The organism is Streptomyces sp. 840.1 (assembly GCF_003751445.1).
GTDB lineage: Bacteria > Actinomycetota > Actinomycetes > Streptomycetales > Streptomycetaceae > Streptomyces.
In genome coordinates this window covers 2,339,928-2,362,651 of record NZ_RJUU01000001.1, presented here as the reverse complement: position 1 = coordinate 2,362,651, position 22,724 = coordinate 2,339,928, and the positions used below count along the sequence as shown (strand labels likewise).

The window sequence follows — 22,724 nt, the reverse complement described above, 5'->3', positions numbered from 1 at the left end:
GCTGTCAGCCCTGCTCGTCCATCCCCGCGAGCACGAGCGGCAGCCGGGGCGTCCCCTCCGCACTGACGCGGACGGGGACGCCCCAGTCCTGCTGGTGGACATGGCAGGCCGGGTACTCGTTGGCGGGGTCGTCGTCGCAGGACGCGGCCATCGCGGAGACGTGCAGGACGCCCTCGGTCACCCCGTCCGCGAGGACCAGGTCACGGAACAGGTCGGTGCCCGCGCCGTCGCCCCCGGCCAGCAGCTCCGGCGGGGTCGAGGAGACCAGCAGCCGGGTCGAGGGCCCGTAGCGGGTGTCCAGCTTCTGACCGGCGGGCGCCTGGAAGACGACGTCGAGCCGCAGGGTGCCCGGGGCGATCTCGGTGGCGGCACGCTGGGTGCGGTGCGCGGAGTCCGCGACGCGTACAGCCTCCTCGGGCAGCCGCAGCCGGGTCAGCCGGTGCCGGGCGGACTCGACGACCACGAGGTCGCCGTCCACCAGCACGGCGTCGCTGGGCTCGCGCAGATCCGTGGCCAGCGTGGTGACCTCGCCGCTCGCCGGGTCGTAGCGGCGCAGGGCGTGGTTGTAGGTGTCGCAGACGGCGACGGATCCGTCGGGCAGCGCGGTGACGCCCAGCGGGTGCTGGAGCAGCGCCTGACCGGCGGCCCCGTCGCGGTGGCCGAAGTCGAAGAGTCCGGTGCCGACGGCGGTGTGCACGGCACCGTCCAGGTCCACGTAGCGCACGGAGGACGTCTCCGAGTCCGCGACCCAGAGCCGCTCCTCGGTCGCGGCGAGCCCGGACGGCTGGGCGAACCAGGCCTCGGCTCCGGGCCCGTCCACCAGTCCCTCGTTCGTCGTCCCGGCCGCGACCCGGACGGAGCCGTCCTCGGCGTCGTACGTCCACAGCTGGTGCACGCCCGCCATGGCGATCCAGAGCCTGCCGTCGAACCAGGCGACGTCCCACGGCGAGGAGAGGTCCACCTCGCGGCCGGGCCCACTGGTGGGCGCCCCCTGCCACCACTGGCGGCCGGTGCCGGCGAGAGTGGTCGTCGCTCCGGTCGCGAGGTCGAGGGCGCGGATCGCGTGGTTCACGGTGTCCGCGACGGCGATCCGCCCGTCGGGCAGTACCGCCAGCCCCTGCGGCTCGCTGAACCGCACCTCCTCGGGCCCGCCGTCGGTGAACCCCCGGTCGCCGGTGCCGAAGTGGCGGCGGACGGTCTCGCCGTCCGCTTCCAGTTCGACCAGCCGGTGCCGGGTGGTGTCGGAGACCAGGAAGCCGCCGTCGTCCAGCAGCAGCGCCTTCCCGGGGAACCGCAGGTGCGTGGCCACCGGCTCGGGCGCCACGTACGGGCCGTCGCCGCGCCGCAGGGTGCCCTTCGCGGCGTGCTCGGCCTCCAGCTCCTCGACCAGCTTCTCGATGGCGTGGGCGTGGCCCTCGCCCGCGTGCTGGGCGACGACATAGCCCTCGGGGTCGACGACGACGAGCGTCGGCCAGGCGCGTACGGCGTACTGCTTCCAGGTGGCGAGCTCGGGGTCGTCCAGCACCGGGTGGTGCACCTCGTACCGCTCGACGGCGTCGACCACGGCCTGGTGCTCCGCCTCGTGGACGAACTTCGGCGAGTGCACGCCGATGATCACCACGGTGTCGCGGTGCTTCTCCTCCAGCTCGCGCAGCTCGTCGAGGACATGCAGGCAGTTCACACAGCAGAACGTCCAGAAATCCAAGATCACAATGCGCCCTCGCAGGTCAGCGAGGGTGTACTGCTGGTCGCCTGTATTGAGCCAGCCGCCCTTGCCGATCAGTTCGGGGGCCCTGACGCGCGCACGTGTTGCCATGTCAACAGTCAACATCACCGTGGCGTCCACGCATTCCACAGGTACCTCGGGGAACCTGTGAGCCATGAGACTTCTCGTGCGTGAGCGCCTGTTCGGCATCGGTGACGACTACTGGATCGAGGACGCGGACGGCCACAAGGTCTTCCTCGTCGACGGCAAGGCCATGCGGGTGCGCGACACCTTCGAGCTGAAGGACGCACAGGGCCGGATCGTCGTCGAGATCAAGCAGAAGCTGATCAGCCTGCGCGACACGATGCTCATCGAGCGGGACGGCGAGCAGCTGGCCAAGGTCAAGCGGAAGCGGCTGTCGCTGCTGCGCAACCACTACCGGGTGACGCTGGTGGACGGCACCGAGCTCGACGTCAGCGGCAAGATCCTGGACCGCGAGTTCGCGGTGGACTACGACGGCGAGCTGCTGGCCCAGATCTCGCGCCGCTGGCTGACCGTCCGGGACACGTACGGGATCGACGTCGTACGGGAGGACGCCGACACGCCCCTGCTGATCGCGGTGGCGGTGTGCGTGATCGTGCTCGCGGAGAAGGAGCACGAGGACTGAGCACACCCGGTGCCTGTTTCACGTGAAACAGGCACCGGACCGAAAAGGGCCCCCCGCTATCCGAGCACCGTCGGCGGAGCGAGCCCGAGCCGGCGGTCCTTGAGGGCCGGGAACTGGTCCCGGGTGGCGGCGACCCGGGACGGGTCGAACTCCACGCTGAGCACCTCCTCGTCCGCGCCGGCCTCCGCGAGCACCTCGCCCCAGGGGTCGACGACGATGCTGTGCCCGGCCTGCGGGACCCCGGCGTGGGTACCGGCGCAGCCGACGGCCAGCACGTAGGCCTGGTTCTCGACGGCGCGCGCCTGGGCGAGCAGCGTCCAGTGGGCGCGGCGGCGCTCGGGCCAGCCCGCCGCGACGACCAGGGTCTCGGCGCCCGCGTCGACCAGCCCCCGGAACATCTCCGGGAAGCGCAGGTCGTAGCAGGTGGCGAGGCCGATCGTGGTCTGCGGCAGGCCGAGCGTGACCAGCTCGTCGCCGGCGCCCATCATGACGGCCTCGCCCTTGTCGAAGCCGAAGCGGTGGATCTTGCGGTACACGGCTGCCCGCTCGCCCTCGGGGCTGAAGACGAGCGTGGTGTTGTAGAGGGTGCCGTCGTCGGCCCGCTCGACGAAGGAGCCGGCGTGCAGCCAGACCCCGGCGTCGGCGGCGGCCCCGGACATCGCCTCGTGGGTGGGGCCGAGCAGTGGTTCGGCCTCGCTCTCGAACTCCGTGTAGGCGAAGGCTCCGACCGGCCAGAGCTCGGGCAGGACCACCAGATCCGCGCCGCGCGAGGCCGCGATCAGCGAAGCCGCCCGCGCCCTGCGCGCGTCGACGGATTCGTCCGGGTCTACTGCGATCTGGATGAGAGAGGCGCGCACACTACCACCGTCCTGGCATATGAGCCGTCAACACGGGCCTACGATCGTCACACGAAAGCACTGCCGGGGTGCCTGCTCGCAGCGTAACTTGGACCGACCGAACCTCATCGCAGCTCGCAGCCCGCCGTCCGCGCCCAGTTCGCCAGCCCATGCACCGCAGAACCGCACGAGGGGTCCCGTGACCGTCCATCCCAGCCTCCAGACCTACGCCGACGCCTGGACCCACTCCATCGAGTCGATAGCCGAGCTGGTGAACCCGCTCACCGAGGGGGAGTGGAACGGCCGTACTCCATGTCCCAACTGGTCGGTGCGCGACATCGTGTCGCACATCATCGGCATGGAGTGCGAGCAGCTCGGCGACCCGCGCCCCATCCACACCCTGCCGCGCGATCTCTACCATGTGCAGAGCGACTTCGCCCGCTACATGGAGATGCAGGTCGATGTGCGGCGTCACCACACCGCGCCGGAGATGACCTCCGAGCTGGAGTACACGATCATCCGCCGGTCCCGTCAGCTGCGCAACGAGACCCGTGATCCGGAGACCATGACGCGGGCGCCGCTCGGCGCCGAGCAGACCCTCGAACTGGCGCTGCGGATGCGTGCCTTCGACGTCTGGGTGCATGAGCAGGATCTGCGTACGACGCTGGGGAAGCCCGGCAATCTGGACTCCCCCGGTGCCGCGATCGTCCGGGACACGCTGCTGGCCGCACTGCCGAAGGTGGTCGCGAAGGACGCGGGCGCACCGCCCAACTCGGCCGTCGTGCTGGATGTGCACGGTGCGACGGAGTTCCTGCGGACCGTGCGGGTCGACGCGGAGGGCCGGGGTTCGGTGGACGGCGCACCGTCGCTGGGTCCTGCGGTGACGCTGGCGATGGACTGGGAGACGTACGTACGGCTGGCCTGCGGCCGGGTACGGGCGAGCGCGGTCGCGGACGACATCAAGACCGAGGGCGACCAGGAGCTGGCCGCCGCCATCCTGCGGAACTTCGCCGTCACCCCGTAGTCACGACGCCCAGCACCCACGGCAACCGGCGCGCCCATCCCCACGAGGGGACGGGCGCGCCGCCGTTTGCGCAGGCGCCTGCGGGCACGGGCTCACGCGGGTACGTGCACGGCCTCCACCCGGCTGATGACGTGGTGCTCGCGCTCCCGGTGCGCGGCCCTGGCCCGCAGCCGCAGGATCTGCGTGACCCCGAGCGCCTCCAGGACGAAGACCGAGGCGAACGCGATGCGGTAGTTGTCGCCGGTCGCGTCCAGCAGCACACCGACGGCGAACAGCGTGGTCATCGAGGCCACGAAGCCGCCCATGTTGACGATGCCCGAAGCGGTGCCCTGGCGCTCCGGCGGGTTGGCCGGCCGGGCGAAGTCGAAGCCGATCATCGAGGCGGGCCCGCAGGCGCCGAGCACCACGCACAGCGTGACCAGCAGCCACATCGGAGCGTGGTCCCCGGGGTGCAGGATCACCGAGGCCCACAGCAGCGCCGTCGTCGCGACGGTCCCCAGCGCGAGCGGGACGCGGGCCGCGTGGTGACGGGCGATCACCTGCCCGTAGACGAGCCCGACGGCCATGTTGGAGAGCACCACCAGGGTCAGCAGCTCCCCCGCGGTCCCCCGGCTCAGCCCCTGCGCCTCGACCAGGAACGGCATGCCCCACAGCAGCAGGAACACCATGGCCGGGAACTGCGTGGTGAAGTGCACCCACATCCCGAGCCGGGTGCCGGGTTCCCGCCAGGCGGCGGCGATCTGCTTGCGCACGTACGCCGCTCCGGCGTGCTCGGCGGGCGGCGGCTCGTGGCCTTCGGGGTGGTCCTTCAGGAAGAGCAGCAGCAGGACCAGCACCACGACCCCGGCCAGCGAACTGCCGACGAAGGTGGTGGTCCAGCCCAGGCCGTGCAGGGAGCGCGCGATCACCAGCGTCGAGACGAGGTTGCCCGCCATCCCGAACAGCGCGGCGACCTGCCCGATCATCGGGCCGCGCCGGGCCGGGAACCAGCGCGTGCCCAGCCGCAGCACGCTGATGAACGTCATCGCGTCGCCGCAGCCCAGCAGGGCACGGGAGGCCAGCGCGGCACCGTACGAGGGGGAGAGCGCGAAGCCGAGCTGCCCGAGGGTGAACAGGACGGCGCCGAGGGCGAGCACCTTCTTGGTGCCCAGCCGGTCCACCATCAGGCCCACGGGTATCTGCATGCCCGCGTAGACGAGCAGTTGGAGGATGGAGAAGGTGGAGAGCGCCGAGGCGTTGACGTCGAACCGGTCGGCGGCGTCGAGCCCGGCGACGCCCAGGCTGGTTCGGAAGATGATGGCGACGAAGTAGACGGCGACCCCGATGCCCCAGATCCTGGCGGCACGCCGGCCGCCGGGCGGATCACCGGGCAGGGACAGGGTGGGCGAGGCGGCGGAACTCACCGGTCCTCCCCCCTGACCAGCACCTTGACCCGGCTCACATGACGGCGCACGACCTGCGCCGCACCGTCCGCGTCACCGGCCCTGATCGCCTCCAGCAGCTCACCGTGCTCGGTGATGTTGGCGGCGATCCTGCCGGGGTGGGCCTCCATGACGGCGACGCCCATCCGCAGCTGCCGGTCGCGGAGCTGGTCGTAGAGGCGGGACAGGATCTCGTTGCCCGCGTGGCGGACGATCTCGGCGTGGAAGCAGCGGTCCTTCACGGAGACGGCCGCCAGATCACCCGCCTCCGACATCTGCCGCTGCTCCTCCAGGAGCTCCTCCAGCCGGACGATCAGCTTCGCCGAGGCGGGCACGGCCCGGCGCACGGCGAACTCCTCGACGAGCAGCCGGGTCTCCACCACATCCGCGATCTCCTGCGCGGAGACGGCGAGCACCAGGGCGCCCTTCTTCGGGTAGAGCTTGATCAGGCCCTCCACCTCCAGCCGCAGCAGCGCCTCGCGCACGGGGGTGCGGGAGACCCCCACGGCCTCCGCGAGGTCGCCCTCGGTCAGCAGCGTCCCGCCCTCGTAACGGCGGTCCAGGACGGCGTCCTTGATGTGGGTGTAGACGCGCTCGGCGGCGGGTGGCTGCTTCACGGGCGGGCGGACGGGCGAAGAGGCTGGGGCAGGCATGCGCACAGCATAGATACAACATGCATGCGGTGGGCCATGCGTCCGGATCCTGGACCACGAAGGGCGACCCGCCCCGCACCGCCTGCACACCCCCGCCGATCCCGGGTACGCGAGAGGCCCGGGGCGCGGACGGCGCACACGACGACACCAGGGGGCGGAGAATGACGGGGACCAACAACGACGAGCCAAGGCGACGCGACCGCGCGATGGCCGTGGCGGCGCTCTGCCTCCTTGCGATCGGCACAGCAGGGGGCGCGATCGGGGCGGGCGTGAGTGCGGGCCTGCTGGATCATCCCGCGCCGCTCGTGGGGGCCGTACTGCTGGTCACCGTCGGCGCGGGAGTGGCCCTGGCCGTGCGCATCAATCGCTCGGCGGCGCGGAAGGTGGGCGTACCGGCGAAGGGACTCCGCCCGCTCGCCCGGCGCATCCAGCGCGCGGACATCCCGGCCGACCCGCAGGAACGGGCGGCGATGGGCCGGTTGATCACCCGGCAGCGGCAGAACACGGAGAGAATGGCGCGCTACCGCTGGTTCTACCGGGCCGCTGCCGCGCTGTTCATCATGGGCGCGGTGTTCCAGTTCCTGAACGGGTCACCCCTGAGCGCCCTGGTCGCGCTGGCTGCCGGAGCACTCCAGCTGATGCAGCCGCACACCCTGCGGCGCTCGCTGCGGCGGCTGGACCGGGCCTCGGCAGCACTCGCGCGCCGGGAGCGGGCCACACCGTGACCCGGACGACGCACCCCACGCCCCCGGCGGCCGGGGAACCGCCCGCGGCGCGCACATACCCGTCAGACAACCCAGGACACGGAAATTCACCCCCACCTCCCTACAACCCTTCATCCGACTCATACGTCTCACAACGCGCGGCACCCTCATGTGGCCGCATTCCAGGGGCATTTGGAGCGTTCAACTTGAAACTCGGCATTAAGGGCATAAGGCGCGTATCCGTATCCGCCACAGTGGCCCTCACCGCAGGTGCCGTCGTCGCGGGAGGCGCGTTCGCCTCCCAGGCCCAGGCCGCAGCGCCGAAGGCGCCGACGATCATCGCCAAGGGCGGCTTCGTGATGAACAACGGCACCGGGAAGACTCTCTTCTCCAAGGCCGCGGACACCCGCCGTTCCACCGGCTCGACCACGAAGATCATGACTGCCAGGGTGGTGCTGGCCCAGAAGGGCCTCAACCTGGATTCCAAGGTCACGATCCAGAAGGCGTACAGCGACTACATCGTCTCCAAGGGCGCGTCCTCGGCACGCCTGATCGTGGGCGACAAGGTCACGGTCCGCCAGCTCATGTACGGGCTGATGCTGCCGTCCGGCTGCGACGCCGCGTACGCCCTGGCCGACAAGTTCGGCTCGGGCTCCACGCGCGCCGCCCGGGTGAAGTCGTTCATCGGCAAGATGAACAGCACGGCGAAGACGCTCGGGCTGAAGAACACCCACTTCGACTCGTTCGACGGCATAGGGAACGGGTCCAACTACTCGACCCCGCGCGATCTGACGAAGCTCGCGAGCAGCGCGATGAAGTACTCCACCTTCCGCAGCGTCGTCAAGACCAAGTCGACCAAGCAGAAGGTCACGACCAAGAGCGGTGGCTACCGCTACATGTCGTGGACCAACACCAACAAGCTGCTGGGTTCGTACAGCGGCGCGATCGGTGTGAAGACGGGCTCCGGCCCGTCGGCCAAGTACTGCCTGGTCTTCGCCGCCACCCGCAAGGGCAAGACCGTCATCGGCACGGTCCTGACGGCCACGTCCGAGTCCACCAGGACCTCGGACGCCAAGAAGCTGATGGACTACGGCTTCAAGAAGTAACCCGTCAGACCGCTTCCGGCGAAGGGGGCCCGCGCACCGCGGGCCCCCTTCGCCATTCCCCGGCGTCGGCGGCCGGCGGTAGCCTCGGCCCTTATGAGCTGGCTGCCTGACGACTTCATCCACCCCGTCCGCGTCCCCGTTCCCGGCACCGCGCTGCACCTGCGGCCGATCCGGGAGGCGGACACCCCGCTCGACTACCCCGCAGTGATGGGCTCCCGGGAACGCCTGTGGGAGATCTTCGGACCGGCCTGGTCCTGGCCCTCGGAGACGATGACATACGAGGAGGACCGCGTCGACCTGTTGCGGCACGAGAAGGAGATAGCCGCGCACCAGTCGTTCAACTACGCGCTGCTCGACGAGGAGGAGACGGCGGTTCTCGGCTGCGTCTACCTCGACCCGCCCGAGCGCACCGGCTCCGACGGCGACATCTCCTGGTGGGTGGTGGACGACCTCGTCGGCACCGAGGCGGAACACGCCCTCGACGCCCTGGTTCCGCGATGGCTCGCCACCGACTGGCCGTTCCGGCAGCCCCGTTGCCTGGGCCGTGACCTCAGCTGGCAGGACTGGCTGGCGCTGCCGCGGGCCGACTGACCCCGGGCAGGGCCGGACCCGGGAGGGCCCGGCCCTTCATGGCCTGGCTGTGCTGTCCGGCCCGCCGATGGGGCCAGGAGTCTTTAGTAGACCGGCGTGAGGTACCACTGCCGTGCGTCGTTCATGTTGTCGCAGTGGTAGCCCTTGATCGAGCCCTGGGCCTGCAGCGCATTGCCCCACTGGACGCAGCTCTCGAAGCTGGCGACCTTGACCGGCGTTCCGTCAGCCGCCTGAGCGGTCACGGTGGTACCTCCGGCGATGGCGGCGATTCCGGCGACCACGACAGCGGCCTTGGCGAGCTTCCTACGCATGTGTCTCTCCTCTGCACGGTCCACCACCCGCCTGAGAGGCGAGCGGCTTCTCTTTCCACGGATCCGGGGGTGGGGGGAACCGAAGCGGCGGACTCCGGAGTTCGCCGCCCAGCGCTGTTCCCGTACCGGTACCGGCCAAGGAACTACGTTCATCGACCACGCGTCCGCGTCCGACGCTTCTCCTCGGCTCCAGAGCAGAACATCACGATGGCCGTTTGCGATCAATAATCAGATGATCCCTGTTACAGGCCTCTTACAAAGATCAACTTTGGCCGGGAGTGGAACGCAGCGCAGCCTTGTCCGCCCGCATCCCCGGTTCCTGCACCCTGCGCGCGCCCTCATTCCGGAGTCGGTCCGACCGAGAACGGACGGCTCCGTCCGGCCCGCCGCGTCGTGGACCGCACCTGACCGGCCCGTTGTCAGAGGCGCGCAGTACGGTCCCACCCATGGCAGCCAAAATCGATCTGACGCTGGACGCCGCGGACGCGCAGGTGCTCGCGGCCTTCTGGAGGACGGCTCTCGGTTACGTCGACGAGCCGCCGCCCGCACCCTTCGAGACGCGGGCGCAGTGGCACGCCTCCTTCGACCTGCCGGAGGACGACTCCGTGGACGACGGCGCGTGGCTCTGCGACCCCGACGGCAACGGCCCCCGCCTGGCCATCCTCAAGGTCCCCGAGCCCAAGACGGCGAAGAACCGCCTCCACATGGACGTCCGCGTGCCGGGGCACGGCACGCCCGAGGAGCGCTGGGCCCGGATCGAGGCGGAGTCCGCCCGCCTGGTCCTGGCGGGCGCCACCGTCCGGGAGACGTTCGACGGGCACCACGTCCTGATGGCGGACCCGGAGGGCAACGAGTTCTGCGTGGGGGCGGCCGCCGCTGTCTGACGGGACAGCCCTTAGGGGACAAGTGCAGGGTCTTACCCGATGCCGGGCAGGGCGCACCCGGACGATGCTCAGGACCTCGGACGAGGTGAGGGGCAGTCACTGTGCTGAACAGTCACGCATCGGATGAACGGCGCGACCACCGCCGGCGGAGGCGGTCGCGCGTGGCCTGGGGTGCGGTGCTGGTCTTAGCGGCCGGCCTCGTCGGTGCGGGGCCCGCGAGCGGGGCGCCGACACGGGTCGAGGACGCGGCGGCGAGTGCGCCGGGGCCCGCCGGGGCGGGTTCGCACATCGCGTGGAAGCCGTGCGCGGACGACGCCTCGGCGGAGTGCGGCGCACTCTCGGTGCCGGTGGACTGGGGCAGGCCGGACGGCGACCGGTTCGACCTCCAGCTCGCCCGGCGCCGGGCCACGGACCCCGGCGCACGGGTCGGCTCCATGGTGTTCGGGCCGGGCGGACCCGGTGATTCCGGTGTGGCCCGGATCGTGAACAAAGACGGTATGAGCCGCTTCAGCGACGAGCTCCGCAGCAGGTTCGACATCGTCAGCTTCGATCCGCGCGGTGTGGGCCTCAGCAACCCGGTCCGCTGCTCGCAGGAGCTTCTGGACCGGCGCCCGTCACCGCTCATCAGGAGCCGGGCGGAGTTCGACACCACGCAGAAGTACAACCGTGAGCTGCGGCAGGACTGCCGGAAGCACACCGAGAACGGCCTCTTCGACCACGTCGACAGCCTCAGCACCGTGCAGGACCTCGACGCGGTCCGGGCGGCTCTCGGCGAGACGTCCCTGACCTTCCACGGCAGTTCGTACGGGACGCTGCTCGGCGAGCTCTACGCGGAGCGGTATCCGCAGCGGGTCCGTGCCGTGGTCCTGGAGGCCGTGGTGGACCACAGCTTGGGCACGAGGGAGTTCCTCGCCACCCAGGCCGCCACGCTCCAGGACTCCTTCGACGAGTTCGTCGCGTGGTGCGAACGGACCGGGAGCTGCGCCCTCCACGGCTCGGACGTACGCGCCGTCTGGGCAGACCTGCTGGACCGCGCCGAACGCGGGAAGCTCCTTGACGACGGCACGCCGATCCCGCCGTTCGACCTCAACGTCATGGTGATGAAACGGCTGTACGACCCCGAGTGGACGAGGCTGGCCGAGTATCTGCACGGCCTGGCGGACAACGGTCCAGCGAACAACGACCGGACGAACAGCGGCCCGGCGGACAACGGCCCAGCGGCGAAGCGACCGGCCGGAACGAACGCGGACGGCCCCGAACCGGCACTCGGCGCCGACCCGTTCCAGATCTTCTGCCAGGACTGGAGTCTCCCGGTCAACGGCTACCGGGGCTACGCGAAGGAGCTGCGGCGCGTCGGCAGGATCGCCCCGGACATGAAGTACCCCCGCTCCCTCATGTCCGTCTCCGCCTGCCTCGGCGCACCCGAGCCGAATGCCCCGCAGCACCCGCTGAAGGTGCGTACCAGCAGACCCCTCCTGCTCACCAACTCGCTCCACGACCCGGCGTCCGGCTACAACTGGGCGACCCACGTGGCCGGCCAGCTCGGCAACAGCGGTGTCCTGCACACCTACGAGGGCTGGGGCCACGGCACGTACGGCAGCAGCCCCTGCGCACAGGAGGTGATCGACGCCTACCTGATCTCGTTGAAGGTCCCGGCCCGTGGCACCAGTTGCCCCGCCGTGGAGCCCGCCGGCTGAGGCGGCGGCAAGGTAATGGAGATCCGGACGGGCGGACGGCCCGGTTCAGCCGTCCGCCCGCTCCACCGGGATCCACACCTCCGCGTCCGCGTGCGTGCCGTCCTCGGACACCCGGGTGCGCGAGAGCGACGGGCCGGGCCTGCTCCGGTACGGGTTGGACGGGAACCACTGCGTGTACACGTCCCGCCAGAGGTACTGGACCGCCGACGGGAAATCCCCGGACGACTCGAAGACCGCCCACACGCCCGGACCGACATCCAGCCGCTCCGGCGCCCCGGGCACCTCCTCCGCGTCGCTCACCACCCCCTGGAAGTAGCCGATCTCGGTGCCCTCCGCGTCATCGGCGCAGTGGTCGCTAACGACGGCGAGCACCCCTGCGGGCTCCCCGTCCCCGTACGCCTCCCAGCGCCCCAGCGTCTCCTTGCCAATGCTCCTGACGAACGCGACGATGGCCGGGTTCATCCCCTCGTAGACCAGCGGGACCCGGGTCCCCCGCCCCAGCAGCGTGAACCCGTCCTTCTCCACCACCCGGTAGCGCATGCTGTTCCGCCCCTCGACGGTCAGCCGGAAGGACATCCGGGGCTGGGCGCTCAGCACGGCCCCCGTCCGCCGCGCCTCGCCGGGCCCGACCCCGTGCACGGCGCGGAAGGCCCGCGCGAACGCCTCGCCGGAGCCGTACCCGTACCGCACCGCGACATCGAGCAGCGTCCGCTCCCCGGCGAGCACCTCGGCCCCGGCGAGCGTCAGCCGCCGGCGGCGGACGTACTCGGAGAGCGGGATGCCGGCCAGCGCCGTGAACATCCGGCGGAAGTGGTACTCCGACGTCGCGGCGATACGGGCCAGCTCCGCCACGTCGACAGGATCACCCAGGTGCTCCTCGACGTGGTCCATCGCCTGGTTCAACCGCTCCAGCACCCTGGCCGCCCTTCCCGCACCGGGCCCCGCGAGCCCGGCATGATCCGAACGAAGGACCCTGGATGGTCGATGCCAAGAGGTGGTGCGGCTACGGCGTCCAATGAACCCTTCCGATTCCTGTGTCCGGCGACCTCTTCGGGAACAGTCGGGTCCGGTTGGCGGCCCTCGTGCGGGGACAGCCGACGGGAACAGATACTGGCCCTCAATGCAGGCACAGATGAGGAGCACGACCGATGACCAGCGAGAGCCGCATAGGACCGCCCAGCTTCGGCAGCGAACGCGACACGCTGCGGGCTTTCCTCGACTACCACCGCGCAACCCTCGCCATGAAGTGCGAAGGGCTCACCGACGAGGAACTGCGGCAGCAGTCGATGCCGCCGTCCACGCTTTCGCTGCTCGGGCTGGTGCGGCACATGGCGGAGGTGGAACGTGCGTGGTTCCGCCGGGTGTTCGAGGACAACGCCGCCCCCATGGTCTGGTCCGACAAAATCGACTTTCAGGCAGCCTACGACGCGAGCGCGTCGACCAGGGACGAGGCGTTCACGGCCTGGAATGCCGAGGTGGAGAACTCGCGCCGTGTCGAGCGGGAGGCTGCGTCCCTGGACCAGGCCGGGCACCAGCCACGATGGGGCGAAGAGGTGTCACTGCGCATGGTGATGGTGCACGTGCTTCTGGAGTACGGCCGCCACAACGGGCACGCGGACCTTCTGCGTGAAGGCGTCGACGGGACCGTGGGCGCCTGAGTCCGCCGGGGCCACCGATCTCCACGTGCTGATCCGTTCCGGAGGGTCGGGATCCGCGCCCGGCTACTCCGCCTCGAACGCCTGGGCCACCGCGAGGCTGTCCTCGTAGACGTGGTGCCGGGTGACCAGTCCGTCCGCGAACGTGAGGTGCAGGGCGAACCGCGCCCGGTAGGCCCGTCCGGTGGACCGGGCCGTCTGCCGGATCTCCCCGAACACGACGGCGTCGTCGCCGTCCACCAGGATGCGCTCGACCTCGGTGGCCGCTGCCCCGGGCACGTGGTGCTCACCCAGCTCGCGGTAGTGGGCGGCGGCATCGGCCCGGGTGGAGCGGTGGCGGATCCACGGGGTGGCGGCCCGTCCGTGCTCGGTCTCGGGCCAGTCCAGCTTCCAGTCACCGCGCTCGGCGTACAGCTCGGCGATGCGCTCAGGGTCTCCTTCGCCGATCCGGCCCAGCAGCCTCTCGACGGCGGCGCGGGTGGTCGTGGGAACGGTAACTGCCATGGCTGATCCTCCAGTTCGGAACCCGCCCCCTGCCGGTGCGGCGATCACCATTCTTGCCCGCACCGGCAGCCGGTGGCGATTACCTCCGGGGTAAGCGGCGCCCTCCCGGCACCCGCCTCGCGGACGGACCGCCCCGGAGTGCGGAAAGGGACAAGTTCACGAGAAGGACAGCGGCAGAAGGACGGCTCAGGAGGCGGACGGCTCGATCTCCCCCGCAAAGACGATGACCTGGTCGATGAGGCTCCGCCGCAGATGGACGACGTCCGTTCCCGCCAGGCGGGGGCCTCCATCCGGCATGGTGAAGACCCACTGGTACCGGGCCCACTCGCCAGGCATGTCCACCGCTGAGCAGCGCACCATCGTGCCGGTCCCCGCCGGGTGGCGCCGGATGTCCAGCACGAACCGCTCGACCGCCGCGATTCCCTCGCTGCGGCCCAATGGCCCCCAGAAGACCACGTCTGAGGTCAAGGCCTGGGAGAGCAGGTCAGTCACATAACTGTCGTCCGAGGCGTTGAACGCGGAGATGAACGTATCGATCGCGGAGCGTGCCGTCTCTTCCTGCATATCCCAGTAATACCAGCCGTTGCGCCTGCGCTCGCCCCGCGAGCCGCGTTCCGTTCCCGGTGGGCCACCCCGGTCACAGCACTGGAGAGGGACGGCGACCACCAGTCGTGCCCCGCGGCAGGACGGACAGCGAGGCTTCATCTGACTCGCAAGACACGCCAGTTGATCTCCACGTGCGCGTTGGGCGCACCGGCTAGCGTTCCGTCAGCGCCGTCTTCCAGTTCCAGCAGGTGGCGGTGTGGCACTCACTCGACACCCTTGGAGACCAGCCGTGACCAGCGCGAACGACTTGCCCGACCCGGCAGTGCGAGCCTTCGTTGAAGCGGTGAATGCCGGAGACCGGGAGGCATTCCGCGCGGCCCTGACCCTTGACGCCACGATGTCGGACGACGGCACCGACCGTGACCTCACCCAGTGGGCCGATTCGGAGATCTTCAGTTCTGGCGGGCACATGGACGTGGTCTCCACGGACGCAACCGGACGCGCACTGGTCGTGGACTACCGCAATGACACCTGGGGCACGATGCGAACCGCGTGGCGCTTCACCGTCGCTCCCGACGGGAGGGTAAGCCGCTTCGAAACCGGTCAGGCCTGAGCCTCGCCCCGGCGCCGGGCTTCCGCGCACACGTTCCTCGACAAGCTCGGGACGCCCTGGCCCCCTCGACCCGCGACGCCGTCCTCCGCCGTCCTCGCCATCTAGGAGGATGCGGCAGCACAGGGCGAGGCGACACAAGGAATGTGGGTCTGCCAGGCGGTCCTGGACCACGGGATCCGCACCTACGACGAGTTTCGCGCCTGGCACGCCCGAACCCCTACGGACGGTCTGTCCACGTGGCGGCCGAGCGCAACGAGGACAGCGGGGCAGCCCGTCTCCACGCTTGTGGCATCCGTCAACCAGCGCGATCGCGAGTTGCCGGTCCGCAGAGCCAGACCGCGCCACTGTTCGAGTCGGGCGATGCACTGCTCGACGCATTGCGTTCCTTGTATTCCTCGGCGTCGAAGCCGGGCGGGCCCCACGGCATCGCCGGCATGGAGCCCGACAGCCGGACCGAACCGCCAGCCGAACCGGACCGGACCGGACCGATAGCCGGCCCGCAAGTGCGTGAAAACCACTGGATCGTTGCCACCGTGCGCGGTTACCGTGCTGCGGTTCCACGTCGTCTAGGCAAGGGCGTTCCGTTGTACACCGTTTGAGACTTCCCGACTGCTGATCTGTCGCGCGTCGCACCTGTGCGCCGCGCTGCTTCCTGCTGCGGACTTCTCACTGGAAACGGTGTACCCCTGTGCTCAACACCTGGGTCGTCATGCCCACTTGCCTGCCGCTCGTCCTCCGTCGATGCCATACGTGCGCGTCCAGGGCCTTCCGCCCGAACGGCAAGTTCCGCGTCAACGCCAACCACAAGCTCCTCGACGCGTGGCTCCTCGCGCTCTGCACGATGTGCCGGGAGACCACCAAGCTCACGGTCCTGGAACGGGCGCACGTGCGCTCCATCCGGCCCGAACTGCTGGACCGGATGCACGACAACGATCCCGGCCTGGCGGCCGAACTGCTCCAGGACCCGGTCCTGCGGCGCCGCAACCGCATCGCCCTCGACTGGACCGGCGCCTGGCGCCTCGACACGGGCGACCCGGTCGATCCGGACCGCGAGGTGATCGACGTATCGGTCCGCTTCGCGGCACGGATTCCGGTCCGGCCGCTGCGGCTGATCGCCGAGGGGTGCGGTCTCTCGCGGGCGGAGGCGGAGCGGCTGCTCACCGAGGGCAGACTCGTATCAGCGGCCAGGCTGAGCGGAAAGCTCTCCGGCGACTTCACGTTCCTGCTGAAGCGCTGAACTCGGAGATCCCGGACCGGGACGAGAACGGATGCCTGCCGGTTCGTCGGCATCGACCGCCGAAGCGGAATGCGGAGGCTACGACCCCGGCAGGCATCCGGACCGTCTCCTCACCGAAGGCGGCCGGCCGTGATCCGGACGAGAGACCCTAGGGTGTGCGGATGCCCGAGACCTTCGATCTACGCGTCGAACTTCCCGCCGCCCTCACGGGCCCCGCGGCGGCCTGGCGGTTCGTCGAACGGTTCGCCGCGCGTCTCGGCGCGCCGATCGGGCCGGATGACGGGTTCCCTGAGGCCGAGCTCACCGCCGCCGAGCTGCGGCTCGGACTGCGACTTCCGCAGGCGATGAGGGAGTTGTACACCAGGTTCGGGCGCCGTCACGACCTGCTGCACGGGACGAGGTCGCTCCTGCCTCCAGAGGATCTGGAGGCGGACGGCGCCGCTCTGATCTGGCAGGCGGAGAAGTACTGGCTGTACCAGATCGCCGTGCCGCTCGACCGGATCGCGGACGCCGACCCACCCGTGCTGATCGACGGGAGTTCGCAGGCGTACGACGACTGGGAGCCGTTCGCCGACCGCTTCTCCGCCATGTGCGTGGAGACGGTGATGTCGGAGAACTCACTGTGCGGCGACTGGGGCGGCTGGCGCCGCGAGTGCCTGGCGTCGGACGCCGGGTACCTGGAGCGGTCGCTCACCCGCATACCGCCGCTGCTCGCCCCCTACGGCCGGGACGGCGCGGACCGCTGGTACGCGGGCGCGGACGTCCTGGTGCACGAGGACCTCTCGGACGACCGGTCGGAGTTGGGGTGGCTGTACGTCCGCGCACTGACTCGGGAGGCGTTGGACGGCGTCCGGGCGGCGTTGCCGGGGCCGTGGACCGAGACGGTGGACCACTGAGGGCCCGGGGAGGAGGAACCCCGGGACCCCGGCGGGCGCGGCCCGTCAGCGGGAGCGGATGCCCGGCGCGTCGAACCGAGTGACCGCGTCGTCCGCGAAGTCGTCGTCACCGACCAGCACCAGCGACCGTTCGCTCACGCGTGCTTGACCAGGGTCTTGGAGCAGGTGGAAGCAGAGCCCTTCACGTAGCAGACGCTCAGGAGAACAGGAGAGCTCCAGCGGGCAGCGGCCTCTACGACTGCCGCCCCAGTGTCTCCTGGAAGGCGTCCCACGCGGCGGGGGCGAGGAGGAGGACGGGACCGTCCAGCCGCTTGGAGTCGCGGACGGCGACGGTACGGGGGATGTTGCGGGCGACCTCTACGCACTCGCTGGCCGTCGCGCTGTAGCTGGACTTACGGAAGCGGAACGCCTTCACCTGATGCTCCCTCTGCCAATATCGGGACCGGTCAGCACCCAGGCGGGTGCGGTCAGAGCCCCTGCGCCCCAAGGCGTTGCCCCAGGATCGCCTGAAAAGCGTCCCACGCGGCGGGAGCGATGAGAAGAACGGGACCGTCCAACAGCTTGGAGTCGCGGACGGCGACGGTACGGGGGACGTTGCGGGCCACTTCGACGCACTCGCCGTTGCCACTGCTGTAGCTGGACTTGACGAACTCGAAGTGTGGCACGACTACAACTCCTTGCGAATACGCCCAATCAGAGCGATGGAATCGCGAGGAGCGAGTCCGCTTCTGGCGATACGACCGAACGTGACGTTGTGACGTGCGGCATCCGTCTCGCTCTCAAGCCACAGCGTAGACGACGTCGTGTCCATGTAGACCACGTCCATCGCACCGGGTTCAGCAAACGACACCACGCTAAATGCGCTGGTCATGCCCGGATGGGAGCCTGCAAGGAAGGGGACAACCTGCACCGTGACATTTGGCTCGTCAGCCGCCGCGGCCAGGCGAGCCAGTTGTGTACGCATCACCTCCCGACCACCCACCAGCTGCCGCAGGGCCCCCTCTGCGACGATCGCCCACAGAGCAAGCGGGTTGCTCTCCGTCAGGCGGGCCTGACGGGCGATCTTCGCCTCCACGAAGCGCTCGATCTCTTCCGGGTCGTCCCAGTCCGCGTTGCCGACCGCGAGCGCCCTGGCATAGTCCGGAGTCTGAAGCAGTCCAGGGACGAAGGCTCCTTGCCAGGTTCGGATCCCCGTCGCGATGTCCTCGAGTGCGACGTATTCAACCAGCGAGCGCAGTTCCGGGTACTGGTTCCACCAGCCCTTTGCCTTACGGCGTTCCCTGTCGAGCCTGGCCACCTCCAGCAGGCGACCGACGGCCTTCGTGTCTTCGAGGTCGTAGAACTCGCAGAGGGTGCGAATGTCCGGGTCCCTCATCGGAACCCATCCCCGCTCCATCTTCACGATCTTCGAGTTGGTCGCGCTGATGACCTGGGCGGCTTGCTGCTGCGTCTTCCCGGAGGCGTCACGCAGTCGCAGCAGCTCGCTACCGAGCCTGCGGCCGAGCACAGTTGACGTTCGATTGCCTTGCGGAGTCGCTCGATTCACCACCTCAGTGTCTCGTCCCGCGAGGCCGCGCGTCGACCGCCTTCATCCATTGGGGACTAATGTCCCCGTTTCACTTGCTCCCGAGTCCACGCGGTCGCTACGTTCGGCACCCATCCGCTCACCCAGCGGCACCGCCCAGCGGAAGTGCACCGCCCTGCCCTGCTCAGGAAAAGGTCCGGTATCGCCACCGCCCCCGCACCGAGAGGCACGCGCCCATGACCGCAGCCCAGGAGAAGGCCCCCGCACCCGCCCCCGAGCCCGTCGTTCAGGAGGACCGGCTCGACTACACGCCCACCGCGCGTAGCGTCCACCTCTGCCGGCGGCGGGCCGTGCGGCTGGTGTCCGAGTGGGGGTACTCCAACCATGTTGCGGACGTCGCGCTGCTGGTCAGCGAGTTGGCGACCAACGCCTTACTGCACGGCTCCGTGCGCGGGCGGCTCTTCCGCGTTCACCTCATCCTCACGGCCGCCACCCTCCGCATCGAGGTCAGCGACCCGCGCGGCGAGCGGCTGCCGGCTGTGCGCCAGGCGGAGGACGACGACTGCTACGGGCGCGGGCTGCTCGTCGTCGACCGGCTCGCCGACCGCTGGGGCGTCGAGCCGCGCAGCGTCGGCAAGTCCGTCTTCGCCGAACTCGCCCTGCACAGGCGGGCGGACGTCGAAGTCTCGGCCAGGAACGTCCCGTAGCCCGGAAAGGAAGCGGGCCCGCGCACGCCTCGCACGGGCCCACCTCACACACGTACCGCCGAAGCGGCTATTCCGGTCAGCCGCCCTGGCCGGCGCTGCCGATCGGGCCGACCAGGACCTGGTCACCGTTGCCGCTGTCCCCCGCGGGCAGCGAGCTCTCGCCCGGCCAGGCGATGGTGACCGACTTCGTCTCGTTCGGCGGGGTCACCACGAGACCCGTGATGCGGATGCCGGAACCACCCGTCTTGTTGAGCGGGTAGCTGACGTTGGAGTCGATCTCCTTGCCGTTCTTGAGGGTGTACGGGTCGCCGGGGTCACCCTTGCGCGTGGCGGAGATCGTCCCCGCGTTCGTCTTCAGGTCGACGCCCACGAACCCGGAGACCACGCAGTCCGCGCCGCTGGTGTTCGTCAGCCCCACCGCGATGCTGCCGTCGGTGTCGCCGTCGATGAAGGTGTCCTGCGCCGTGATTTTCAGACCGTCGGTGGTGCACTTGCCGCCCTTGGCCTCGGAGCCGCTCCCGCTCCCACCGGAGGCCGAGCCGCCGGAGGCGGAGCCGGCCGAGTCCGGGGCGGGTGACTCCTTGCCACCGGCCTCGTCCGTACCACCCGAGTCCGAGCCACCGCCGGAGGAGGAAGCGGCGGACGCGGACGACCCGGACGACGGGTCGGCCTGCCCCACGGCGTCGTCGTCGTTCTGGCAGGCCGTGAGCGAGAGACCCGCAGCAAGCGCCAGGGCCGCGAAGGTGAGCTTACGAGCGCGCATGGTTTCGTCCTCAGCGTCGGTTGGTCAGTACCGGCCCACTCGGTACGGGTCGGTACCAGCGAGCGCTTCTGATCAACAGGACCTGCCGGAGGGGCTCGGCCGTTCCGCCCAACCACGCGCTAATGCATGGCTGTTACAAGCGCGCCGAGCCGGGATGGGCCGGCGGGTGCGCGACGCTCGGTTCAGCCGAGCAACGCGAGGAAGAGCTGGTAACCGGTGAACCCAAAACCGCCGCAGGCCATACCGAGGCCGATGGCTGATATCAGCGCCATCATGACCTGGCCATAGAGAGGCTGGCGGGCGGAGGCACGGCTGGGGTCGCGTGGGTCGTAGCTGAGCTCCAGTTGCTGCCCGCCGGCCGGCTCCCGGAAGAAGTGCGACCCGCCCTCGTGGTCCGCGTACCGGTACACCCTCGTACTGTCGGTGTAATGGTCGAGTTCGGCCATCACCGTTATGCCGTGCCTGGAGAGGCGCAACCCGTCGTACAAGCCGCGTCCCAACGTCAGCGCCATGAACGCTCCCGTGCAAGCGAAGAGCTGGAAGAACGGCAGTACGACCACCCACCCCGACCCCCGGAGCGCACCGACCGTCGCATCGACCGCGGCGAGGACGGCGATCAAGGTGACGACGAGAAGGCGCCTCGACGGCTTCCGGGAGTGTTCTTCAGAGACGTCGGCGATCAGGTCTCGGCCGTCGACACGCGGTCCTTCGGCCGCTCTCTCGGGCAGGCGGGCCCGAACGGCGGCGGAGAACGTGTCCACGGCGGCGGCGCTGGCATGGTGGACCCCGTACACGTCGGCAGGGCGGTCGGACACTGTGGTCGTCAGTATGACCTCGAACGAGCGGTCGAGGCTGCGGACCGCTTCGATGGCCTCCAGCGGAATCCGTATCACCCGCCCGCCCTGTTCCCACTGCACATAGTCGAACCCGTCCCCGAAGCGGGCGGTGGCGCTGCTGCCTCGCAGCACCAGGGAGGGGAGGCCAGGCATCGTCGTCATGTGCGTGTGACAGCTGAGATCAACAAACGGTTGCACACCACCACCGTGGCAGGCGCACGCCACGGACTCCGGACGTACTCAGCGCCATGGCGAGGTGCCCCCTGGCACCTGCCCGGCAGAACGCTTCAGCAAGATCGTGTGACGAGCTCCGGGAGAAAGAGGCGGGCCCGCGCAACACCTCGCGCGGGCCCACCTCACACACGTACCGCCGGACGGCTACGCCCAGGTGATCAGCCGCTTGGGCTGTTCCAGGATCGCGGCGACGTCCGCCAGCACCTTCGAGCCCAGCTCGCCGTCGACCAGGCGGTGGTCGAAGGAGAGGGCCAGCGTGGTGACCTGGCGGGGCTTCACCTTGCCCTTGTGGACCCACGGCTGGAGCTTGATCGCGCCGACCGCGAGGATCGCGGACTCGCCGGGGTTGAGGATCGGCGTGCCCGTGTCGACGCCGAAGACGCCGACGTTGGTGATGGTCACCGTGCCACCCGCCATCGCCGCCGGGGACGTCTTGCCCTCGCGGGCCGTGGAGACCAGCTCGCCCAGGGACGCGGCCAGCTGCGGGAGCGTCTGCTCGTGCGCGTCCTTGATGTTCGGCACGATCAGGCCGCGCGGGGTGGCGGCCGCGATGCCCAGGTTCACGTAGTGCTTCTGCACGATCTCCTGGTTCGCCTCGTCCCAGGCCGCGTTGACCTCGGGGTGGCGCTTGATCGCGACCAGGAGGGCCTTGGCGATGATCAGGAGCGGGTTGACCCGCACCCCCGCCATCTCCTTGTCCTCCTTCAGCTCCGCGACCAGCTTCATCGTGCGCGTCACGTCGACCGTCACGAACTCGGTCACGTGCGGCGCCGTGAACGCGCTGCCGACCATCGCCTGCGCGATGGCCTTCCGTACGCCCTTGACGGGGATACGGGTCTCGCGCGCACCCATCGAGGCGACCACGGCCGGGGCCGGTGCGGATGCCGGTGCTGATGCCGGGGCGGGGATCTGCGCCTGCGCCGGCTCGGGGGCCGGGGCCTGCGCCGGGGTGGCCGCCGCGTGCACGTCCTCGCGGGTGATGACGCCGCCCTCGCCGGTCGGGCTGACCGTCGCCAGGTCGATGCCCAGGTCCTTCGCCAGCTTGCGTACCGGCGGCTTCGCGAGCGGCCGGACCCCGGCGACAGGGGGCGCAGTGGGCACAGCGCCGGTGCCGTGGCCGTTCATCTCGCCCTGGATCGCGGCGGACGCGGCGGCCGGCGGGCCGGTCTCCGTGCCCTTGCGGGCGCGCCGCTTCGTCGAGGACTCGGCCACGCCGTAGCCGACCAGGACGGGCGTACGGCCCTTCGGGGCCTCGGCCTCCGGCTCGGCCGGGGCCGCAGCGGGAGCGGAAGCCGGGGCCGGGTCCGGGGCCGCGTCGCCGCTGCCCGGTGCCACGTCCACGACGATGATCACCTGGCCGACGTCCACGGTCGTGCCCTCGCCGAAGCGCAGCTCCTGCACCACTCCGTCGAAGGGGATCGGCAGCTCCACGGCCGCCTTCGCCGTCTCGACCTCGCAGACGACCTGGCCGTCGGTGACGGTGTCGCCGGGCTGGACGAACCACTTGAGGATCTCGGCCTCGGTCAGTCCCTCGCCCACGTCGGGCATCTTGAACTCGCGGAAGCGAGCAGCGTTCGCAGTTTCGGTCATCGTTGTCACGCCCCAGTCC

Annotated in this window: 27 protein-coding genes; 13 read left to right on the top strand and 14 right to left on the bottom strand. The window is 70.1% G+C overall.

The genetic code is table 11. The features are described from left to right. Positions 1–4 precede the first annotated feature (4 nt). Positions 5–1,816, bottom strand: a complete 1,812-nt coding sequence (locus EDD93_RS10850) for an NHL domain-containing thioredoxin family protein (RefSeq protein WP_123524950.1) — start codon at positions 1,814–1,816, stop codon at positions 5–7. A 64-nt stretch (positions 1,817–1,880) separates the two neighbouring features. Between EDD93_RS10850 and EDD93_RS10845 the strand changes: the two genes are divergently transcribed. After that, complete coding sequence (locus tag EDD93_RS10845) at positions 1,881–2,372, top strand: LURP-one-related/scramblase family protein (RefSeq protein ID WP_123524949.1); 492 nt, start codon at positions 1,881–1,883, stop codon at positions 2,370–2,372. Between the two features lie 56 nt (positions 2,373–2,428). Here EDD93_RS10845 and EDD93_RS10840 read toward each other — a convergent pair whose 3' ends face one another. Beyond that, positions 2,429–3,229: a carbon-nitrogen family hydrolase gene (locus tag EDD93_RS10840; RefSeq protein ID WP_123524948.1), complete on the bottom strand. Its 801-nt coding sequence runs from the start codon at positions 3,227–3,229 to the stop codon at positions 2,429–2,431. A 178-nt stretch (positions 3,230–3,407) separates the two neighbouring features. Here EDD93_RS10840 and EDD93_RS10835 point away from each other — a divergent pair, with 178 nt between their 5' ends. Then, positions 3,408–4,232: a maleylpyruvate isomerase family mycothiol-dependent enzyme gene (locus EDD93_RS10835; protein WP_123524947.1), complete on the top strand. Its 825-nt coding sequence runs from the start codon at positions 3,408–3,410 to the stop codon at positions 4,230–4,232. Between the two features lie 92 nt (positions 4,233–4,324). Here the strand turns inward: EDD93_RS10835 and EDD93_RS10830 are convergent, their stop codons facing one another. Further along, a complete protein-coding gene (locus EDD93_RS10830) occupies positions 4,325–5,635 on the bottom strand; it encodes a nitrate/nitrite transporter (protein ID WP_123524946.1) in 1,311 nt (436 codons plus the stop codon). After that, positions 5,632–6,306 carry a GntR family transcriptional regulator gene (locus EDD93_RS10825; RefSeq protein WP_123527690.1) on the bottom strand — a complete coding sequence of 225 codons (675 nt, stop codon included), beginning with the start codon at positions 6,304–6,306 and terminating at the stop codon, positions 5,632–5,634. Before EDD93_RS10825 ends, EDD93_RS10830 begins: the two co-directional genes overlap by 4 nt. Positions 6,307–6,467: 161 nt before the next feature. Here EDD93_RS10825 and EDD93_RS10820 point away from each other — a divergent pair, with 161 nt between their 5' ends. The 3 genes from EDD93_RS10820 (at position 6,468) to EDD93_RS10810 (ending at position 8,707) form a co-directional block, all read left to right on the top strand. Then, positions 6,468–7,031 (top strand): hypothetical protein, encoded by a 564-nt coding sequence (locus EDD93_RS10820; protein WP_148083849.1) that lies wholly within the window; start codon positions 6,468–6,470, stop codon positions 7,029–7,031. Positions 7,032–7,216: 185 nt separating this feature from the next. Further along, positions 7,217–8,116, top strand: coding sequence for a D-alanyl-D-alanine carboxypeptidase family protein (locus EDD93_RS10815; RefSeq protein WP_123524944.1), 900 nt, complete (start codon positions 7,217–7,219; stop codon positions 8,114–8,116). A gap of 93 nt (positions 8,117–8,209) precedes the next feature. Continuing rightward, entirely contained in the window at positions 8,210–8,707 is a 498-nt protein-coding gene (locus EDD93_RS10810) for a GNAT family N-acetyltransferase (protein ID WP_123524943.1), read from the top strand. A gap of 83 nt (positions 8,708–8,790) precedes the next feature. On the opposite strand, the gene EDD93_RS10805 is transcribed toward EDD93_RS10810, so the two are convergent. After that, positions 8,791–9,018, bottom strand: a complete 228-nt coding sequence (locus EDD93_RS10805) for a hypothetical protein (protein WP_123524942.1) — start codon at positions 9,016–9,018, stop codon at positions 8,791–8,793. 446 nt (positions 9,019–9,464) lie between these two features. On the opposite strand from EDD93_RS10805, the gene EDD93_RS10800 reads away from it, so the two are divergent. Beyond that, positions 9,465–9,902, top strand: a complete 438-nt coding sequence (locus EDD93_RS10800; RefSeq protein ID WP_123524941.1) for a VOC family protein — start codon at positions 9,465–9,467, stop codon at positions 9,900–9,902. Positions 9,903–10,063: 161 nt separating this feature from the next. Then, positions 10,064–11,599 carry an alpha/beta hydrolase gene (locus EDD93_RS10795; RefSeq protein WP_260255687.1) on the top strand — a complete coding sequence of 512 codons (1,536 nt, stop codon included), beginning with the start codon at positions 10,064–10,066 and terminating at the stop codon, positions 11,597–11,599. 45 nt (positions 11,600–11,644) lie between these two features. Here EDD93_RS10795 and EDD93_RS10790 read toward each other — a convergent pair whose 3' ends face one another. Then, positions 11,645–12,514 carry a helix-turn-helix domain-containing protein gene (locus tag EDD93_RS10790; protein WP_123524940.1) on the bottom strand — a complete coding sequence of 290 codons (870 nt, stop codon included), beginning with the start codon at positions 12,512–12,514 and terminating at the stop codon, positions 11,645–11,647. 233 nt (positions 12,515–12,747) lie between these two features. Between EDD93_RS10790 and EDD93_RS10785 the strand changes: the two genes are divergently transcribed. Then, positions 12,748–13,257, top strand: coding sequence for a DinB family protein (locus EDD93_RS10785; RefSeq protein WP_123524939.1), 510 nt, complete (start codon positions 12,748–12,750; stop codon positions 13,255–13,257). Between the two features lie 63 nt (positions 13,258–13,320). Here EDD93_RS10785 and EDD93_RS10780 read toward each other — a convergent pair whose 3' ends face one another. Together EDD93_RS10780 and EDD93_RS10775 are read right to left on the bottom strand one after the other, a co-directional pair. After that, entirely contained in the window at positions 13,321–13,758 is a 438-nt protein-coding gene (locus EDD93_RS10780) for a nuclear transport factor 2 family protein (RefSeq protein WP_123524938.1), read from the bottom strand. 186 nt (positions 13,759–13,944) lie between these two features. Continuing rightward, a complete protein-coding gene (locus EDD93_RS10775) occupies positions 13,945–14,322 on the bottom strand; it encodes a nuclear transport factor 2 family protein (protein ID WP_123524937.1) in 378 nt (125 codons plus the stop codon). A gap of 271 nt (positions 14,323–14,593) precedes the next feature. On the opposite strand from EDD93_RS10775, the gene EDD93_RS10770 reads away from it, so the two are divergent. From EDD93_RS10770 to EDD93_RS10760, 4 genes are all read left to right on the top strand, one after another. After that, complete coding sequence (locus tag EDD93_RS10770) at positions 14,594–14,917, top strand: nuclear transport factor 2 family protein (RefSeq protein WP_123524936.1); 324 nt, start codon at positions 14,594–14,596, stop codon at positions 14,915–14,917. 236 nt (positions 14,918–15,153) lie between these two features. Beyond that, a complete protein-coding gene (locus EDD93_RS39880; RefSeq protein WP_148083848.1) occupies positions 15,154–15,516 on the top strand; it encodes a hypothetical protein in 363 nt (120 codons plus the stop codon). A gap of 89 nt (positions 15,517–15,605) precedes the next feature. Beyond that, positions 15,606–16,154 carry a DUF1062 domain-containing protein gene (locus tag EDD93_RS10765; protein ID WP_123524935.1) on the top strand — a complete coding sequence of 183 codons (549 nt, stop codon included), beginning with the start codon at positions 15,606–15,608 and terminating at the stop codon, positions 16,152–16,154. Between the two features lie 161 nt (positions 16,155–16,315). Further along, positions 16,316–17,050 (top strand): SMI1/KNR4 family protein, encoded by a 735-nt coding sequence (locus EDD93_RS10760; protein WP_148083847.1) that lies wholly within the window; start codon positions 16,316–16,318, stop codon positions 17,048–17,050. A 232-nt stretch (positions 17,051–17,282) separates the two neighbouring features. On the opposite strand, the gene EDD93_RS10755 is transcribed toward EDD93_RS10760, so the two are convergent. From EDD93_RS10755 to EDD93_RS10745, 3 genes are read right to left on the bottom strand one after another with little or no spacing between them, the layout of a single operon-like run. Next, complete coding sequence (locus EDD93_RS10755; RefSeq protein ID WP_123524933.1) at positions 17,283–17,465, bottom strand: DUF397 domain-containing protein; 183 nt, start codon at positions 17,463–17,465, stop codon at positions 17,283–17,285. A gap of 52 nt (positions 17,466–17,517) precedes the next feature. Next, positions 17,518–17,715 (bottom strand): DUF397 domain-containing protein, encoded by a 198-nt coding sequence (locus EDD93_RS10750; RefSeq protein ID WP_123524932.1) that lies wholly within the window; start codon positions 17,713–17,715, stop codon positions 17,518–17,520. Between the two features lie 2 nt (positions 17,716–17,717). After that, the gene (locus EDD93_RS10745) at positions 17,718–18,596 is read right to left on the bottom strand and encodes a helix-turn-helix transcriptional regulator (protein ID WP_123527688.1); all 879 of its coding nucleotides are present in this window, start codon (positions 18,594–18,596) and stop codon (positions 17,718–17,720) included. Positions 18,597–18,811: 215 nt separating this feature from the next. Here EDD93_RS10745 and EDD93_RS10740 point away from each other — a divergent pair, with 215 nt between their 5' ends. Next, the gene (locus EDD93_RS10740) at positions 18,812–19,282 is read left to right on the top strand and encodes an ATP-binding protein (protein ID WP_123524931.1); all 471 of its coding nucleotides are present in this window, start codon (positions 18,812–18,814) and stop codon (positions 19,280–19,282) included. 76 nt (positions 19,283–19,358) lie between these two features. On the opposite strand, the gene EDD93_RS10735 is transcribed toward EDD93_RS10740, so the two are convergent. From EDD93_RS10735 to EDD93_RS10725, 3 genes are all read right to left on the bottom strand, one after another. Further along, positions 19,359–20,045, bottom strand: coding sequence for a DUF4232 domain-containing protein (locus EDD93_RS10735; RefSeq protein WP_123524930.1), 687 nt, complete (start codon positions 20,043–20,045; stop codon positions 19,359–19,361). A 182-nt stretch (positions 20,046–20,227) separates the two neighbouring features. Next, positions 20,228–21,043, bottom strand: coding sequence for a DUF3592 domain-containing protein (locus EDD93_RS10730; RefSeq protein ID WP_260255686.1), 816 nt, complete (start codon positions 21,041–21,043; stop codon positions 20,228–20,230). Between the two features lie 216 nt (positions 21,044–21,259). Then, complete coding sequence (locus EDD93_RS10725; protein ID WP_123524928.1) at positions 21,260–22,714, bottom strand: dihydrolipoamide acetyltransferase family protein; 1,455 nt, start codon at positions 22,712–22,714, stop codon at positions 21,260–21,262. Positions 22,715–22,724 lie beyond the last annotated feature (10 nt).

Bases quoted from the DNA above. Each gene is read 5' to 3' on its own strand.
- EDD93_RS10850 (WP_123524950.1), bottom strand. From the start codon at position 1,816: ATGGCAACACGTGCGCGCGTCAGGGCCCCCGAACTGATCGGCAAGGGC.
- EDD93_RS10845 (WP_123524949.1), top strand. From the start codon at position 1,881: ATGAGACTTCTCGTGCGTGAGCGCCTGTTCGGCATCGGTGACGACTAC.
- EDD93_RS10825 (WP_123527690.1), bottom strand. From the start codon at position 6,306: ATGCCTGCCCCAGCCTCTTCGCCCGTCCGCCCGCCCGTGAAGCAGCCA.
- EDD93_RS10820 (WP_148083849.1), top strand. From the start codon at position 6,468: ATGACGGGGACCAACAACGACGAGCCAAGGCGACGCGACCGCGCGATG.
- EDD93_RS10810 (WP_123524943.1), top strand. From the start codon at position 8,210: ATGAGCTGGCTGCCTGACGACTTCATCCACCCCGTCCGCGTCCCCGTT.
- EDD93_RS10805 (WP_123524942.1), bottom strand. From the start codon at position 9,018: ATGCGTAGGAAGCTCGCCAAGGCCGCTGTCGTGGTCGCCGGAATCGCC.
- EDD93_RS10800 (WP_123524941.1), top strand. From the start codon at position 9,465: ATGGCAGCCAAAATCGATCTGACGCTGGACGCCGCGGACGCGCAGGTG.
- EDD93_RS10785 (WP_123524939.1), top strand. From the start codon at position 12,748: ATGACCAGCGAGAGCCGCATAGGACCGCCCAGCTTCGGCAGCGAACGC.
- EDD93_RS10780 (WP_123524938.1), bottom strand. From the start codon at position 13,758: ATGGCAGTTACCGTTCCCACGACCACCCGCGCCGCCGTCGAGAGGCTG.
- EDD93_RS10775 (WP_123524937.1), bottom strand. From the start codon at position 14,322: ATGCAGGAAGAGACGGCACGCTCCGCGATCGATACGTTCATCTCCGCG.
- EDD93_RS10760 (WP_148083847.1), top strand. From the start codon at position 16,316: ATGCCCGAGACCTTCGATCTACGCGTCGAACTTCCCGCCGCCCTCACG.
- EDD93_RS10740 (WP_123524931.1), top strand. From the start codon at position 18,812: ATGACCGCAGCCCAGGAGAAGGCCCCCGCACCCGCCCCCGAGCCCGTC.
- EDD93_RS10735 (WP_123524930.1), bottom strand. From the start codon at position 20,045: ATGCGCGCTCGTAAGCTCACCTTCGCGGCCCTGGCGCTTGCTGCGGGT.
- EDD93_RS10730 (WP_260255686.1), bottom strand. From the start codon at position 21,043: ATGACGACGATGCCTGGCCTCCCCTCCCTGGTGCTGCGAGGCAGCAGC.